15 protein-coding genes are annotated in these 15,694 nt (G+C 53.8%); 13 read left to right on the top strand and 2 right to left on the bottom strand.

Annotated elements, in window-relative coordinates:
• The first annotated feature begins 159 nt into the window (after window positions 1-159).
• From NST43_RS25225 to NST43_RS25205, 5 genes are all read left to right on the top strand, one after another.
• Window positions 160-456 carry a transposase gene (locus NST43_RS25225; protein ID WP_339218171.1) on the top strand — a complete coding sequence of 99 codons (297 nt, stop codon included), beginning with the start codon at window positions 160-162 and terminating at the stop codon, window positions 454-456.
• Window positions 342-1,325 (top strand): IS3 family transposase, encoded by a 984-nt coding sequence (locus NST43_RS25220; RefSeq protein ID WP_339225388.1) that lies wholly within the window; start codon window positions 342-344, stop codon window positions 1,323-1,325. Before NST43_RS25225 ends, NST43_RS25220 begins: the two co-directional genes overlap by 115 nt.
• A gap of 458 nt (window positions 1,326-1,783) precedes the next feature.
• The gene (locus NST43_RS25215) at window positions 1,784-2,743 is read left to right on the top strand and encodes an ABC transporter permease subunit (protein ID WP_339220044.1); all 960 of its coding nucleotides are present in this window, start codon (window positions 1,784-1,786) and stop codon (window positions 2,741-2,743) included.
• Window positions 2,744-2,757: 14 nt separating this feature from the next.
• A complete protein-coding gene (locus tag NST43_RS25210) occupies window positions 2,758-3,657 on the top strand; it encodes a carbohydrate ABC transporter permease (RefSeq protein ID WP_339220042.1) in 900 nt (299 codons plus the stop codon).
• Window positions 3,658-3,723: 66 nt separating this feature from the next.
• Window positions 3,724-5,373, top strand: a complete 1,650-nt coding sequence (locus tag NST43_RS25205; protein WP_339220040.1) for an ABC transporter substrate-binding protein — start codon at window positions 3,724-3,726, stop codon at window positions 5,371-5,373.
• Between the two features lie 114 nt (window positions 5,374-5,487).
• Here NST43_RS25205 and NST43_RS25200 read toward each other — a convergent pair whose 3' ends face one another.
• Entirely contained in the window at window positions 5,488-6,387 is a 900-nt protein-coding gene (locus tag NST43_RS25200; RefSeq protein WP_209994537.1) for a LysR family transcriptional regulator, read from the bottom strand.
• A 414-nt stretch (window positions 6,388-6,801) separates the two neighbouring features.
• On the opposite strand from NST43_RS25200, the gene NST43_RS25195 reads away from it, so the two are divergent.
• From NST43_RS25195 to NST43_RS25160, 8 genes are all read left to right on the top strand, one after another.
• On the top strand, window positions 6,802-7,467 hold the full coding sequence (locus NST43_RS25195) for a succinate dehydrogenase cytochrome b558 subunit (RefSeq protein WP_209994539.1): 666 nt from the start codon (window positions 6,802-6,804) through the stop codon (window positions 7,465-7,467).
• 51 nt (window positions 7,468-7,518) lie between these two features.
• On the top strand, window positions 7,519-9,261 hold the full coding sequence (gene sdhA / locus NST43_RS25190) for a succinate dehydrogenase flavoprotein subunit (RefSeq protein ID WP_339220039.1): 1,743 nt from the start codon (window positions 7,519-7,521) through the stop codon (window positions 9,259-9,261).
• 38 nt (window positions 9,262-9,299) lie between these two features.
• Complete coding sequence (gene sdhB, locus NST43_RS25185; protein WP_209994542.1) at window positions 9,300-10,064, top strand: succinate dehydrogenase iron-sulfur subunit; 765 nt, start codon at window positions 9,300-9,302, stop codon at window positions 10,062-10,064.
• A 275-nt stretch (window positions 10,065-10,339) separates the two neighbouring features.
• Entirely contained in the window at window positions 10,340-11,173 is an 834-nt protein-coding gene (locus tag NST43_RS25180; protein ID WP_339220037.1) for a DUF3891 family protein, read from the top strand.
• A 99-nt stretch (window positions 11,174-11,272) separates the two neighbouring features.
• The gene (locus NST43_RS25175) at window positions 11,273-11,980 is read left to right on the top strand and encodes an ion channel (RefSeq protein WP_339220035.1); all 708 of its coding nucleotides are present in this window, start codon (window positions 11,273-11,275) and stop codon (window positions 11,978-11,980) included.
• 58 nt (window positions 11,981-12,038) lie between these two features.
• Window positions 12,039-12,974, top strand: a complete 936-nt coding sequence (locus tag NST43_RS25170; RefSeq protein ID WP_339220034.1) for a metallophosphoesterase — start codon at window positions 12,039-12,041, stop codon at window positions 12,972-12,974.
• A gap of 52 nt (window positions 12,975-13,026) precedes the next feature.
• Window positions 13,027-13,569 (top strand): GNAT family N-acetyltransferase, encoded by a 543-nt coding sequence (locus tag NST43_RS25165; RefSeq protein ID WP_339220033.1) that lies wholly within the window; start codon window positions 13,027-13,029, stop codon window positions 13,567-13,569.
• Between the two features lie 344 nt (window positions 13,570-13,913).
• Window positions 13,914-14,654 carry an NADPH-dependent oxidoreductase gene (locus NST43_RS25160; protein WP_339225523.1) on the top strand — a complete coding sequence of 247 codons (741 nt, stop codon included), beginning with the start codon at window positions 13,914-13,916 and terminating at the stop codon, window positions 14,652-14,654.
• Window positions 14,655-14,841: 187 nt separating this feature from the next.
• Here the strand turns inward: NST43_RS25160 and NST43_RS25155 are convergent, their stop codons facing one another.
• Window positions 14,842-15,651: a histidinol-phosphatase gene (locus NST43_RS25155; RefSeq protein ID WP_339220031.1), complete on the bottom strand. Its 810-nt coding sequence runs from the start codon at window positions 15,649-15,651 to the stop codon at window positions 14,842-14,844.
• Between the last annotated feature and the right edge of the window lie 43 nt (window positions 15,652-15,694).

The following is a 15,694-nucleotide window of genomic DNA, read 5'->3' as shown; positions in this document are numbered from 1 at the left end:
CTCTGATGGAGCCGAAGTGAGCGGATGAAGAGCACAAGTGCCCCTGAATCGAGCGGAAGTTAGCTAAATGAGCAAATGAAGAGCACAAGTGCTGTTAGTGTTAACCGTGGACACCCGTTAAGAGAATAGAGATAATAAGTTTAACGAGGAGGTGTCCCCATGAGTGGAACACGGAGAAGCTACAATGAAGAATACAAAAGACAGACCGTCAAGTACATCCAGGAGCAGACGAAAACGGTGGCGGAACTGGCCCTGGAACTGGATGTCCCCGCCAAAACGTTGCATAAATGGCTAGGACAGTACCGGCAGTTTGAGAATGAGCCCATCGTTACTCCAGACAAATACAGAGAGCTGGAACGTCAACTGAAGGAGCGGGAGCACGAACTCGCAGAGCTGACAGAGGAGATGGCAATCCTAAAAAAAGCCGTGCACATCTTCAGCAATCCAAAGAACTGAGATTTCAGTTTATTGAAGATCATCGCTCCGAGTTCCGCGTGGAGAAGATGTGCAATGTCTTTCAGGTGTCCCGGAGCGGGTACTACAAATGGAGAACAGCAAAGCCCAGCCCTCAAGCCAGCCGCAAAGCCTTGTTGCTGAAGCGGATTGCCTATCATTTTCATGACTCTAAGGGTCGCTATGGCAGCCCCAAAATCAAGGTTCTCTTAGAGCGTGAAGGGCACCAGGTCAGTGAACGCACGGTAGGCAAGTACATGAAAGAACGGGGTCTGCGCTCTTGTGTCGCAAAGAGATTTCGCGTATGCACCACCGACTCCAACCATCCGTTACCCATTGCCCCCAACCTGTTAAACCAGCAATTTCACACGGAAAAGCCGAACCAGACGTGGGTGGCGGATATCACCTACATTCCCTGCCGGGAAGGACGAATGTACTTGGCGAGTGTGCTGGACCTGTGTACCCGGGAGATTGTCGGCTGGCGGCTTAGCGACCGGATGACCACTGACCTCGTACAAGGCGCTCTGGACGCTGCCTACAAGGCCAAACGCCCCGGGAAGGGCTTAATTCACCATTCGGATCGAGGCTCCCAGTACGCCTCTGAAGACTACCGGGAACGCCTAAAGACGTACCAGATGACCGCAAGCATGAGCCGCAAAGGGAACTGTTATGATAACGCCTGTATCGAATCTTTTCACAGCCTCTTAAAAAAAGAGTTGGTGTACTGGAATCGATTTAAAACGAAGCAACAGGCGTATGATGCCATTTTCCAGTACATTGAATTTTTCTACAACCGCAAACGAATCCATGGGGCGCTCGGTTACGTTTCTCCGGTTCAGTTTGCAGCCACATTTAAGCGAAAAACGATGTAGTTGCTGTCTACTTTCTTGACAGGAGTCCAAAGTGCCCCTGAATCCGTGGAAAGTAGGAGTGTATAAATCCTATTAAATTTAGTTAAAAGCAGGCGGTGTTAGCCACAGTAGCTCTCTAATCATTCCCTAATAATTTTCATTGCTCCCTAATTGCTCCCTGATCGTTTCCAAATATCTCCTCACCGCTCCCCAATCCCCCTGTCCTCTCCCTCACCATGCATTTTTATCCGGTTTGTACCTGAACCCATAAATGAAAACGCTTTATTAATTTTGGGAATGCCTATCAGTTTTGATTATTCTCCTGCGGCTGAGGCCTGGAGCGCCGGGCGGCAATCAATTGTGATAGGTGATCATCAATACTCATGATATTCATACCCCGGCAAAGGCAGTAGCATGGGAACCAGGCCGGAGAACATAAGCCGGCAACCGGCAAGAAGAATTCAACGCAGGAGGTGAATATGTTGAAAGCTGCAAGCGCTTCACAAAAAAATCACAGTCCTTTATTAAGAAGAAAACAGGGGTTCGGCTATTATTTACAGCGGGATTGGCAGCTCTATCTGCTGGTGATGCTTCCACTGGCTTTTGTCATCGTATTCAAATATTTGCCGATGACCGGACTTGTAATCGCCTTCAAGGATTATAAGATTGCCAGAGGCTTCTGGGGCAGTGAATGGGCCGGATTGCAGGTCTTCCAGGACCTGTTCGCCAAGCCTGATTTCATCCGGGCCGTCCGCAACACCCTGCTGCTGAACGTGCTTGACCTGTGCTTCAGCTTCACGATGCCGATTGTGCTGGCTCTGCTGCTGAACGAGATCAAGAGCGTACGGTTCAAAAGAATCAATCAGACGGTGCTCTATTTGCCCCACTTCCTGTCCTGGGTCATTATCGGAGCCATCGCCTATCAGCTCCTCAGTGAGGGGGGCGGCGCGGTCAACAACCTCATAGAACTGATGGGAGGCACCCGGATTCCATTCCTGCAGCAGGATACGAATTGGCTGATCAGCTATCTCGTGATCGGGGTCTGGCAGAGCATGGGCTGGGGCACGATTATCTACCTGGCGGCGATGAGCGGGATCAACCCCGAGATGTATGAAGCTGCTACGGTAGACGGGGCAGGCCGCTGGAAAAAGGTGTGGAATATCACTCTTCCATCGATCCGGGCAACAATTGTGACGCTCTTGATTATGGCGCTGGGCAAAGTAATGGACGGCTCCTTCGAGCGTATCTATGCGCTGCAAAATAAAGCGACCACGGAGTACACCACTACCATACCCGTCCTGGTGTACCGCTGGGGGATCGAGAGCGGCAATTTCAGCCGGGCGACCGCCATCGGATTATTCCAGTCCGTCATCGGAATTATTCTGGTCATTTCCGCGGACCGCGTAGCCAAGAAGCTTGGCGAGGATGGGATTTTGTAGAAAGGAGAGGAACCATGAAAGCAATAGCCGGAGGCACTGCCGCACCCCATAAAGCACGTATCGATATTTGGGAAACGCTGATCCGTCTCGTCATTATTATCATCTCGTTATTCTGCCTGCTGCCGTTCATTCATGTTGTGTCGAAATCGCTGAGCTCTGACTCCTACGTCATTGCCAATAAAGTCTTTATGTGGCCGCAGGGCTTCACCATTGAAGCGTATAAAAAAATCTTCGCGGATGCCAGCATCCTCCGTTCCCTGTACATCTCGGTCATCGTGACTGTGCTGTTCACCATTCTGGGTATGATCCTGACCATCTGCGCCGCCTATCCGCTGTCCAGGACCCAGTTCAAGGGCCGCAGGGTGATCACCTTCATCTTCCTGTTCACCATGTATTTCAGCGGGGGCATTATCCCCGACTATATGAACATCAATAATCTGGGGCTGATGGATACCATCTGGTCACTGGTGCTGCCGCTCTCCTTCAGTGCCTTCAATCTGCTGATTATGAAAACCTCGCTGACCAGCGGGATTCCCGTCAGTCTGGAGGAATCTGCGCGGATCGACGGTGCCGGACATTTCCGGATTCTGTTCAGCATTGTGCTGCCTTTATCCAAGCCGATTATGGCGACACTCGCCCTCTTCTATGCGGTGGGACGCTGGAATGCTTATCAGGACGCATTGTTCTACATCAAGCATGAGACCTCGCTCCGGCCGCTTCAGCTCAAGCTGTATTATCTGGTCATTCAGGCAAGTGAAAGCTTCCAGCTGGAGGCCAGCCAGGTGCAGCTCAGCAATCCCGAAGTCCTGAAGGCGTCAGTCGTTGTATTCGCTACCTTGCCTATTCTCTGTGTGTATCCGTTCGTCCAGAAATACTTCGTTCAAGGTGTTATGCTTGGAGCCGTCAAGGAGTAATCCTGCGTCTCTGGTATATAGTCATTCTTTGGAATTACGAAAATTCAAAAAAATGGGGGAATTGCGATGAGTAAAAGAAGCGTGTATTCGTTAATGATGGCATCCGTCATGACGGCCGGCCTGCTGGCCGGGTGCTCCGGGGGAAATAATACTAAGGGTACAGCCGAATCCAGCAATAAGCCGGCTGAGACAGCCGCTGCTACGAATCAGGCCGAAGGGGCCTATCCGGATTATTCCAAGGGCTTCGAGAAAAAAGTCTCGCTCGACATTCCCGTCTATGAGCGTGCCTATGAAGGCTGGAACGTGTCCGATAACTATTATACCCGCTGGGTGCAGGCGGAGTTCGGCGACAAATATAATATAGAGGTTAACTATGTGCCGATTACCCGCTCCAAAGAAGTAACGGATTTCGAACAGCTCCTGGCTTCGCATAAGGCTCCGGACATTATTTTCCACTATGATATGCCGCAAGCGCTTACTTATTATGGTGAGGATGTGATGCAGCCGCTTGATTATGCGGAGATTCAAAATTATGCGCCGACCTACTGGAAAAGTATGGGTGAGACGATTGAACAGTATGGTACCGTGGATGATCAGAAGACCTTCTTCTTCGCTGCTCGTCCTGAAGCTGACAACTTCGTCAATATTATCCGCAAGGACTGGGTGGAAAAGGTAGGCATGAAGGTTGAGGATCTGACATCGCTGGAGAAGTATAACGAGATGCTGGCCAAGTGGAAGGAAGCCGGACTCGGGGTAAGCGGCGGCAATCTGCTGCAGAACTTCTTCAACTTCAACTATCCGTTCCGCAAATGGCCGGTGGATGCGAAGTATCGTGCGCTGTATTCCGATCTCAGTGTGGCCGATCTGACTACGGAGGAGACAGAGGCTTACCTGCGTAACCTCAATTATCAGTATAATAATGGCCTGATTGATAAGGAATTCTATCTGCGCAATGATGAGCCGAAGATTAAGGCTGAATTTGTGGCAGGCAAAACCGGCAACTTCGGCTTCTATCTGGCGAATAACACCGATGTCTTTGCGGCTACGCTACAGAATAACCCGGATGCCAAATTTGCGGTAGTGCCTCCGTATGCCGGGGTTCCAGAAGGCAATAAGCCTCAGGGACGCGCTTACTGGCCGTTTGGCTTCATCATGGGGATTAACTATGAATCTAAGCCGGAAGAACGCGCAGCCGTGTGGATGTATCTGGAATGGCTTAGCCAGCCGGAGAACCTGTTCAAGTTCCAGAACGGGATCGAAGGGGAGAACTATACGCTTGACGCAGACGGCATTGCGCTGAAGAACCCGGATTATAAGGGCGAAGCGGTGCTGGCACAGAACAATAACAAGGACTACTGGGGTCTGGTGACGGAAATTGCCCAGTACCCGGATGAAGCTAAGACCCGTAAGGCCAACCTGCGCAACTGGGCACCGGCCGGTTATGAGCCGCTGGCGGATGATCTGGTGAAGTATTATGACGAGGTTGCCGAATTCCGTACACCGGATGCCCTGTTCAATGTGGTGCTGGAGAAGGTGAACGAATACAAGGCGGATCTGAACACGCTGTTCCAGGAGCTGTATGTGAAGGTGGTACTCGCTCCGGAAGCTGAATTTGATGCTACGTATGAAGCCGCCAAGAAGACGTACCTGGAGGCAGGCTACCAGGAGATTCTCGATGAGAAGCAGGCAGCAATTGATGCAGGCAAATTCCGTTAATTCGGTGTATGTCTAGCTTAGTATAGCAAAAGAATTACCCGGCAGTATCCTCACCCGGCAGACCCATCCGTAGTATTACGGAGGCTTGCCGGGTGATTGCCGTGTTCCCCGCCGCTACTCGCGGCTGTTCAGGAAGACATCCTCCGTGACCTGCACCAGGCAGCGCGCTGCCGTGCTGAGTCCGCCGCTGCCTTGATAGACCAGACAAGTGGTCCGCTGCGTCTGTTCCAGCTCCTTGATGTGCAGGGAGACCAGCCCCCCGCCATTCAGCAGCTCCGGGCGCAGATACGAATTCGGCAGCAGGGCCGCAGCCTTGATGGTCGGCAGCAGACGGACGATGGCCTCGAAGGAGTCGATCTCCATCCGTACATCGGGATCAACCCCGCAGCGCTGGAACAGATCATCTGTCGTCCGGCGGTACCAGGTTCCCTTGGAGAAAAGAATCATCGGCAGCCGGGAGAGATGCTCCATCGTGAGCCGCGGCGTCAGGGTCAGCGGATGCTGCTCGGAGACGACCAGCCGGAGCTGGTCCTCGAATAGCGGGATACAGCGCAGCCCCGGCTCCTGGACCTGGGAGGCGATGATGGCGACATCGCATTTACCTTCGCTGACAGCGGTGACCATTTCATGGGTCTTCCCGGTGATGAGCTTCAGCTCGGCTGCCGGATATTTCTCTGTGTACGCTTTTACCAGAGGAGGCAGGGTTGTCTGCAGTGTGGTCAGGCTGGCGCCCAGGGTCACTAGCTGCGGCTCGCCCTCCTTGAACTTCGATAACGCTTCCAGGAATTTGGAACGCTGCTGACGCTGCTCCAGCGCATAGGTGTAGGTAAGGCGGCCTACCTCTGTAAGCTCCAGGCGTTTGCCGAAGCGGTTGAACAGGGCGACGCCGAGCCGTTCCTCCAGCTTGGAGATTTTGCGGGAGAGGGCCGGCTGGGACAGGTTGAGCTGGCGCGAGGCCCGGTTCAGGCTGGAGTGCTCCACCACCGCAGCAAAAGCATCTAAATCATCGTACATTTCATCGTGCTCCTCTCTTCCAAATTCCCATTCAATTGTGATAAAAAGCATTGCCGATGAACCGGGCTTCTCCAAATGGCCGGAAGACAACCCTGGATTGTCAGTTATTAATGAAGCTAAATGAGAATTATTATCAGATAAAAAATATTCTTATGCATTTATTGTATAACGATTAATAATTAGATTGCAATTCCCTTATAAGCAAAAAAAGAGTAACATGAAAAGTGACACAAGATATTCACATATTGTGAATTATTCAGCAAAGTCCGGGAAAACAATGGATAGTGGTGAAAACAGACTATTAGCCGGTAAATCAAGCCTGCCGCTGCCCTGTTTCAACTGTACTCCCGGCGGTGTATGCTCTTTAAAAAGACTTGTGAAAACGCTGTTTTATATGGAAAGGGGACACTTTGCATGAGAGGTTTTTATTCCAGAAAGATTCATTCCTTGCTCGGCGTTATCCCGCTCGGGGCATTCTTCCTTGAGCACATGCTGACGAACTTCGCAGCAGTAGAGGGTGGCGCTTCCGGTTTCACAGACAGTGTGCTCTGGCTGAACAGCCTGCCGCTGGTTTTCTTCCTGGAATTGTTTGGCATCTGGCTGCCGCTCCTGTACCATGGAGTATACGGCTTGTACATCGCGTACCAGTCGAAGCCGAACCTGAACCGCTACAATCTTGAGCGCAACTGGCGTTATACGCTGCAGCGGATCAGCGGAGTCGTTACCTTCATCTTCATTGTCTGGCATCTGTGGGACACCCGCGTTCAGGTAGCGCTCGGCAAGGTGGAGCATGATCAGCTTGGCGGAGTGATGCATAACATTGTGACCCAGCCGCTGCTGATGACTCTCTATATTGTCGGAATCGTGGCCGCCTGCTTCCACTTCTCCAACGGTCTCTGGTCGTTCCTGATCAGCTGGGGAATCACGGTGGGTCCGCGTTCGCAGAGAGTATCGTCTGTACTATGTCTCGGTATTTTCGTTCTCGTTACTTTCATGTTCGTCCTGTCGCTGGTTACCTTCCGTAACGATGAATTCCAAACTGCCGCTACGGCGATGCAGTCAGTGCGCAGTTTCATTTAGAATATAAGCGAAGAACCATAGGCTCATCACACTTTTAGGAGGGGAACAATCATGGCATCAGCCGATATCATCATCGTGGGCGGCGGTCTGGCCGGCCTGATGGCTACCATTAAGGCCGCTGAATCCGGCGCGCATGTACATCTATTCTCACTGGTCCCTGTCAAAAGATCACATTCCGTCTGCGCGCAAGGCGGCATCAATGGCGCCGTGAATACCAAGGGCGAGGGTGACTCGCCTTGGGAGCATTTCGACGATACCGTCTACGGCGGCGACTTCCTGGCCAACCAGCCTCCAGTGAAGGCCATGTGCGAAGCGGCACCAGGCATTATTCACCTGATGGACCGGATGGGCGTAATGTTCAACCGTACCCCGGAGGGGCTGCTCGACTTCCGCCGGTTCGGCGGAACGAAGCGCCACCGCACAGCGTTCGCCGGGGCGACTACCGGTCAGCAGCTGCTGTATGCGCTGGATGAGCAGGTGCGCCGCTGGGAAGCGGAAGGCCTGGTTACCAAGAGCGAGAACTGGGAATTCCTCTCGGTGGTTCTGGATGACGAGCGGGTCTGCCGCGGCATCAGCGCCCAGAATCTCAAGACGATGGAGATTCAGACCTTCCCGGCGGACGCGGTCATTCTGGCCAGCGGCGGTCCGGGGATTATTTTCGGCAAAACCACGAACTCGGTCATTAACACAGGAACTGCGGCAAGCGCCGTGTATCAACAAGGTGTGCATTATGCGAACGGGGAATTCATTCAGATTCACCCGACGGCGATTCCCGGCGATGACAAACTGCGGCTGATGTCGGAATCGGCGCGCGGTGAAGGCGGACGGATCTGGACCTATAAGGACGGTAAGCCGTGGTACTTCCTTGAAGAGAAATATCCCTCGTACGGTAACCTGGTGCCGCGCGATATTGCTACCCGTGAGATTTTCAATGTGTGTGTGGATCAGGGGCTGGGCATTAACGGCGAGAACATGGTCTACCTGGATCTGTCGCATAAGGACCCGAAGGAGCTTGACGTCAAGCTCGGCGGCATTATTGAAATCTACGAGAAGTTCATGGGGGATGATCCCCGCAAAATTCCGATGAAAATCTTCCCGGCTGTGCATTATTCAATGGGCGGCATGTGGGTCGACTATAATCAAATGACGAATATTCCCGGCTTGTTCGCGGCAGGGGAATGTGAATATCAATACCACGGGGCCAACCGTCTGGGCGCGAATTCCCTGGTCTCTGCCATTTATGGCGGGATGGTCTCCGGTCCGAAGGCTGTGGAATACATCAAGGGCCTTAAGAAATCGGTGCAGGATATCTCCTCCACGGTGTTCGACAGCTTCCACAAGACGCAGACCGATAAATATGAGTCGCTGCTGGGGATGACTGGCACAGAGAATGCTTACGTGATCCATAAGGAGCTTGGCGAATGGATGACGGCGAATATGACCGTGGTGCGTGAGAACAAGAAGCTCGAAGCGACGATCGGCAAAATCAAAGAACTGAAGGAACGTTACCGTAACATCAACATGAGCGACACCTCGCGCTGGAGCAACCAGGGCGTAGCGTTCACCCGCCAGCTGTGGAATATGCTGGAGCTGTCGGAGGCCATGACGCTTGGAGCGCTGCTGCGCAATGAGAGCCGGGGCGCACATTACAAGCCGGAGTTCCCGACGCGTAACGATGAGGAATTCCTCAAGACCACCAAAGCCGCCTGGACAGCTGACGGCCCGCAGATCTCCTACGAGGAAGTCGATGTATCGCTGATTCCTCCGCGCGTGCGGGATTACTCGAAGGATTGACCGGCTAGACTAACCAAACTTTCTAGGAGGTAACTGACATGGCGGAAACAGCAGCAGCTCCCAAAAATGTGAAATTTATTATTACCCGCCAGGATGAACCGGAGACCAGCCCTTATACGGAGGAGTTCGAGCTTGCCTACCGTCCGGGGATGAACGTAATCAGTGCGCTGATGGAGATACAGCGGAATCCGGTGAATGCAAAAGGCGATAATACGGTTCCTGTGTGCTGGGAATCCAACTGTCTCGAAGAGGTCTGCGGCGCCTGCTCGATGGTAATCAACGGCAAGCCCCGTCAAGCCTGTGCAGCGCTGATCGACAATCTGGAGCAGCCGGTGCGCATTGAGCCGATGAAGACCTTCCCGGTCGTCCGCGATCTGGTGATTGACCGCAGCCGGATGTTCAATGCTCTGAAGCGGGTAAAGGCCTGGATTCCGATTGACGGCACGTATGATCTTGGTCCGGGACCGCGTATGCCGGAGAAGAAGCGCCAGTGGGCCTATGAGCTGTCCAAATGCATGACCTGCGGCGTCTGCCTGGAGGCTTGCCCGAATGTTAACGAGAAGACCGACTTCATCGGGCCGGCAGCCATCTCGCAGGTGCGCCTGTTCAACGCTCACCCGACAGGTGAGATGAACGCTGAGGATCGCCTCGATGCGCTCATGGAAGACGGCGGCATCGACGGCTGCGGTAACTCGCAGAACTGTGTGCGGGCCTGCCCGAAGGGCATTCCGCTCACAACCTCTATTGCCGAGATCAACAAGCAGACGACGAAGCATATGTTCAAGCGCTGGCTGGGTGTCTGACGGCATTCTAGACCCTTTTGCTATAAGCAGAATCGTAGCAGGCCATTCAGGTATAATTCCTGGGTGGTCTGTTTGGCTGCGCCTGGCATAGTAACAGGTACGGATGTTTCTGGTCGGCTGGAAAAAGGGTACATGTGTAGACAGCCTGTAATGAAGAGCCTGAAGCTGCATAGAATAGCCATACGTCCGCAGGTTCCGATAAATATAGGTGAATATGTTATAATCTACATAGCTGAAGAAAACCGCCTGACAGCGGATAACGGGGAGGAATGACTGTGATTTGTCGTGAACAGGATGGAATGCTTGTAATGACGAAGCAGCATGAGCACGGGCTGCTGGCCGGAGAATTTGCTGAGTGGTTCAAGGAAGAGCATACGCCCGCTGAAGGCCGCCGGGCTGAGGTACTTTGGGCAGTAAGCAACCATGACCGGGGCTGGATTGATCTGGATGAGACACCGTTCTGGAATGATGCGGAGGGAATGCCATACAGCTTCCTCGATTTCCCGGTTGTGCCGAAGCTGACCTTCTATAGACGGGGAATCGATGAGGTGGAAGCGAAGACGCCATACGGGGCGCTGCTGTGCAGCTCGCACTTTGAACGTCTGATTGAGGTGTCGGGTGAGGAGTGCCCGGAGCTGACACAATATCTGGAGGGTGAGGCAGACCGTAGAGCCCGTATCCACCGGGCGCTGGAGCAGAGCAAGCCGCTTGAAGCAGGCGAGCTGTATTATGACGCGAGACTGCTGCAATTCTGCGATGATCTGTCGTTGTTCCTGGCGCTCAGCAAGCCGGGCAGCGCCGAATCAGAGAAGCATCCCTGGTTCGCAGACGGCTTCTCCGGCAGCGAGGAGTTCAGCTTCACCTCCGGCCGTGCCATTGAGGCTGAGTGGCAGGATAGCGCTACGCTGACCCTGACTCCGTTCCCGTTCACGCAGGAGGTTGAAGTTAGCTTCAAGCAGCGTTGGGTCAGCCGGGCGGACATTAAGGATAAGGGAATTGCCCGCGCCTACCGCGAGGCTCCTGAGGAAGAATGCCGGATCAGAGTCATAAGCGGACCGGAAGAAGATTCGCATGCTAAGACCGGAGCCGGTCAGCGCACTAAGAGCTAGTATAAGTCCGGGCAAGCCGCTGCTCTGCGAGTATCGGCAGGACCGGATAAGGACCTTCCCGGCGGGAAGCCGGGAGCATAGAACAGGAGCGTAAAGGCCATGGCATGGTGGATCTGGGCTTTCAATATCATTGTTATCGTATTCCTGGTACTGAGGTTTGCCCGGTTGAAGCTGAACTGGATGGGCAGAGGCGTGCTGCTCGCTCCTATTCTGATCTATGCGCTGATCTCGGCGGAGGACCTGCTGAACCTGATCGATCTGGGTACGATTGTGCCCGGCAACCGGGGACTGCGCGGACTGATTCTGTTTTTTGTCCTGGCTTCAGTCCTGTTCTATATTCTGTTTATATTCCATGAAATCAGGGATTCCAACAGCAAGGAAGTCAGGCTGCAGCAGACGCTGGTCCGGATCAGCATCGCTGCGTTCACCTGCATTCTTTTTTTTACAATCGTATATACATCGATATATAAGCTGTTTGGACAGTCCTCGTTCCAGGGAGAAGGCTTGGGCCAGGATCTGCTTAGCCAGTTGATTACGTTCCTTTATTTCAGCGTGGCTACTTTTACGACAGTCGGTTACGGGGATATAGCTCCCATAGACAATACCTCAAGGCTGGTTGTAGTTATGCAGATCTGCTTCAGCTTCATTACGGTCGCCTATGCGCTGTCCATGCTGGGCTTGTTCCGCAAAATCCTTGGACCCGGTACGGAAGAAGAGGTTGAGGCAGCGATAGAAGTGGATATTGATGACAAGGTGGATGAAGCGGTATCGGAGAAGCAGGATGAGATGGACCCGCACGGTCCGTAAGGAAATCATTAGTGATATTAACCGCATAGATTGCAAGGATAGAAAGGAGAATCTCCCTATGAGCAAACAACCGTTCGGGGGCTCTCCCGAGCGTACGGTTCCTGCTGCTGCGAATGGCGCGGGAACAGGGCCACCGAAGCCGGAAGGCCGGGGCGGCCGCAAGATGACCCGCCGCCAGTTCCTGGCCCGGGGAGCAGGCGCGGTAGTTGGCGCAGGCCTCCTCGCCGGCGGCTATGCCTGGCAAGGGGAGCCGAATTGGTTAGAGGTGACTCGCCGGGAGCTGCTGCTTGCGGAGCTGCCGTCCGCGTTCGCCGGGACCCGGCTGGTCCATTTCAGCGATGTGCATCTGGGCTTCAACAAGGATGCGAAGGATCTGGCCCGGCTGACGAAGCATATCATAGAAGAACAGCCGGATCTGATCTGCTTCACCGGGGATATCGTAGACAGCTATGCTGAAGATCTGACCGACTCGGTCCCCATTCTCGCAGAGCTGGAAGCCCCGCTTGGGAAGTATGCCATCCTCGGGAATCACGATTACAAGAATACGGAGCTGCTGACCCATCTGCTGACGGAGGCCGGATTCCGCGTCCTGCGGAACGAGTCCTATCTGATCAAGCAAGGCGGAGCGATGATTGCTGTAGCAGGACTGGATGACATGCTGCACGGCAAGCCGGACCCGGAGGCAGCAGTGCGGGATATTCCGGACGGCATCTTCACGGTCCTGCTGATGCATGAGCCGGATTACGCCGATGTGGCGGAAGCGTACCCGTTTCACCTTCAGCTCTCGGGGCATAGCCACGGCGGTCAGATTCGCCTGCCGCTGGTCGGCGCGCCGTTCACGCCCTACGGATCTCAGAAATACATAGACGGCTTGTATTATACAGAGAATAAGGCCATGCCAGTGTATGTGAACAGGGGCTTCGGCGAGACATTGATGCCGCTGCGCTTCCTGTGCCGCCCGGAGCTTACCGTGCTGACTCTGCGCCGGGGGTAGACGGACTGCATGAGAGGGACGCCATAGGCGGGAGAAGAAGAGGGAGAAGTTCATGAGCACTTATGAGATGATCATGGGGATGTCGCTGCAAGGTTCTAGGATAGAACTGAAGAATATGGCGTCCGGCGACGGAGCGCAGCTGAAGTCGCTGCTCTCCCACCCGGAGGTGCAGCCGCATATTCAGCTGCGCCACGGATCGACTTCCCGGCAGGGTGTGCTGGATAAGCTGGTGAACCGGATGCTGCACGGCTATGATCCCGGCGCGCTACATGCAGGAATCTATATCTTAGGCCAGCCGGAGCTGATCGGCTCAGTCTCCCTGCAGAACTGGAACCGGCAGGAGGGCCAGGCGGTTCTGGGTTATATGCTGAATCCGTTATGGTGGGGACGCGGGTATGCGACTGAGGCTCTGGGATTGCTGCTGGCCTACGGATTCGGTGAACTTGGACTGAAGAGGGTCGAGGGGCGCTGCCGGGGAGATAATTACCGGTCCGCCCAGGTCATGCTGAGGAACGGCCTGACCCTGGAGCGGACCCTGCCGATGGCAGACGGCTCGGGCGACGTAATGAAAGTCTTCACATTGTTACACAATTGAAATAATGCCGTTATCAAACTCTAACAGTCAGCGGTTAAACTAAGTACATGACCCCCTTTTGAAAATATAACTGCTGTTGGGACCCGATGATTCGGGTCCATTTTTTTTGGGCATGTGCGGGCATGGGCTCCCGATGAAAGGGATAAATCCCATTGGATTGGCCTGAAGTGGGCTGGACGAGCGAATGAGGAGCATAAGTGCCCCTGAATTCGTAGCCACCCCACTTGCGGTATAAACATTGTGTGCTGGCAGTCTCCAAGGGGAATGGGCTATGATAGTTTAAATGGTATACGGTACATGGGTAAGTTAAGTATAGATGGGGAGGAAATGAACCTTTGAATGATGTGATTAGATTACTTATGAACCACCGTTCGTTCCGGCAATATAGTGGGCAGGCGGTGGAGCCTTGGAAGCTGAAGACGATTATTGAGGCAGCCCAGGCGGCGCCCTCTTGGGTGAACGGCCAGCAGGTATCGATGATTGCGGTACGCAGCGAGGAACGCAGGCAGCAGTTGTCAGTGCTGAGCGGTAACCAGAAGCATGTGGCGGAAGCGCCGGTATTTCTGGTGTTCTGCATGGACTTTCACCGGGCCAAGCTTGCGGCGGAGCTGGAAAGCCAGCCGTTTGAAACGGCTGCGGACATAGACGCACTGCTCGTTGGGGCTACGGATGTCGGCATTGCACTATCGAATGCAGTAGCTGCCGCCGAGTCGCTGGGGCTGGGGATTATTCCGATTGGGGGCGTGCGCCGCAACACGGCAGGGGTGATTGAACTTTTGCAGCTGCCAGAGTATGTATTCCCGGTGGTCGGCCTCTGCATTGGCTATCCGGCGGGAGAACAGCCGAAGAAACCACGCCTGCCTATCGCGGCTGTATATCACGAGGAAGTCTATAATCCCGATCAGAAGGGCCTGATCGAAGAATATAATGCGGCCCACCGTGAGTCGCTGAAGGCGCAGGGGCTGACGGAAAGGGACTGGAGCAGTACGATTGCCCGCTTCTATGCCTTGAATCCGCAGTACGGGGATGCGCAGCATACGTTGAAGCAGCAGGGCTTCACCTGTGAGAATCTGAACAAGGCATAATACTTCACGTACAATTGAAGACGGGATAGCTCTCTTAGGGACTGGTTCAGCAGAAATAAGAGCTCCTCGGTCCGTAACGCCGGGCAAAATGCCCAAGTAAGAATGAATTCGGGTGGGAATGGGCGTAGCTGAATAGCAAAAAACCGCTTCGCAAGTTTCTTGCAGAACGGTTTTTTGCGTTATAGGATTACAGCGCAACCTTGATCTTCCCGCGCTGCTTGTAATAGACCCAGTACTGAAATCCGATCTCCTTCAGCCTGGCAGCGACCTGATTGCGCTGATCGGCCACACGGGAAGGCTTATGCGCGTCTGAGCCGAAGGTGACCTCGACGCCGAAATGCAGGGCCCGCTCCAGAATCTCATCGGAGGGATACCAGCCGCCGCATAGCTTGGTGCCACCGGAGGTGTTGATCTCAATGGCTGGCCCGCATTCGCCGATGATGCGCAAGGCTTCGTCAATCTCCTTCGGAGCGGCAATCTCGGAGAAGGGGGGATAATTCCCTTTCATGGCATCAATATGACCGAGAACCTGGAACATGCCGCTGCGCGCAGATTCCGCTATGAGCCGGTAGTACTCCGCTTTGGCTGCAAGCTGCTGCTCCGTACCAAGCCCCTTCCAGCGGCTTTTGTTGAAGATGCTGACTTCTTCTACGTGATGGACTGAGCCGATTACATAATCGAACGGATATGCGGCGAAGGTCTTGCGGTACAGCTCCGCATGCTCCGGGAAATAATCCGACTCCATGCCAAGCAGGACATCTATGCGTCCTTCGTACTCTTGTTGCAGAGACAGAACTTCCTGGACATAATGGGCCAGCTCGGACTTGGCCATGGCGATACGCGGAAAAGCCTGCTCGTCCGGGCTTCCGAAGTAAGGCGAATGGTCGGAAATACCGATGACATCCAGCCCCGCCGCTATTCCGGCTTCAATGTAGTCTCTGATATTGCCGTCAGCATGACCGCAGCGGAAATGGTGGGTGTGCAGGTCGAAATTCATACAGGGAACATCTCCTTAGGCCAATATGGCAGAATGGGTAAAG

Origin of the sequence: Paenibacillus sp. FSL H8-0332 (assembly GCF_037963835.1) — a bacterium.
GTDB lineage: Bacteria > Bacillota > Bacilli > Paenibacillales > Paenibacillaceae > Paenibacillus_AQ > Paenibacillus_AQ rhizoplanae.
Note: the sequence above shows the minus strand (reverse complement) of the source record. Positions and strands in the feature narration are given on the sequence as shown.

Coding starts and splice junctions, on each gene's coding strand:
- NST43_RS25225 (WP_339218171.1), top strand. CDS start 160: ATGAGTGGAACACGGAGAAGCTACAATGAAGAATACAAAAGACAGACC.
- NST43_RS25215 (WP_339220044.1), top strand. CDS start 1,784: ATGTTGAAAGCTGCAAGCGCTTCACAAAAAAATCACAGTCCTTTATTA.
- NST43_RS25210 (WP_339220042.1), top strand. CDS start 2,758: ATGAAAGCAATAGCCGGAGGCACTGCCGCACCCCATAAAGCACGTATC.
- NST43_RS25205 (WP_339220040.1), top strand. CDS start 3,724: ATGAGTAAAAGAAGCGTGTATTCGTTAATGATGGCATCCGTCATGACG.
- NST43_RS25200 (WP_209994537.1), bottom strand. CDS start 6,387: ATGTACGATGATTTAGATGCTTTTGCTGCGGTGGTGGAGCACTCCAGC.
- NST43_RS25195 (WP_209994539.1), top strand. CDS start 6,802: ATGAGAGGTTTTTATTCCAGAAAGATTCATTCCTTGCTCGGCGTTATC.
- sdhA (WP_339220039.1), top strand. CDS start 7,519: ATGGCATCAGCCGATATCATCATCGTGGGCGGCGGTCTGGCCGGCCTG.
- sdhB (WP_209994542.1), top strand. CDS start 9,300: ATGGCGGAAACAGCAGCAGCTCCCAAAAATGTGAAATTTATTATTACC.
- NST43_RS25175 (WP_339220035.1), top strand. CDS start 11,273: ATGGCATGGTGGATCTGGGCTTTCAATATCATTGTTATCGTATTCCTG.
- NST43_RS25170 (WP_339220034.1), top strand. CDS start 12,039: ATGAGCAAACAACCGTTCGGGGGCTCTCCCGAGCGTACGGTTCCTGCT.
- NST43_RS25165 (WP_339220033.1), top strand. CDS start 13,027: ATGAGCACTTATGAGATGATCATGGGGATGTCGCTGCAAGGTTCTAGG.
- NST43_RS25155 (WP_339220031.1), bottom strand. CDS start 15,651: ATGAATTTCGACCTGCACACCCACCATTTCCGCTGCGGTCATGCTGAC.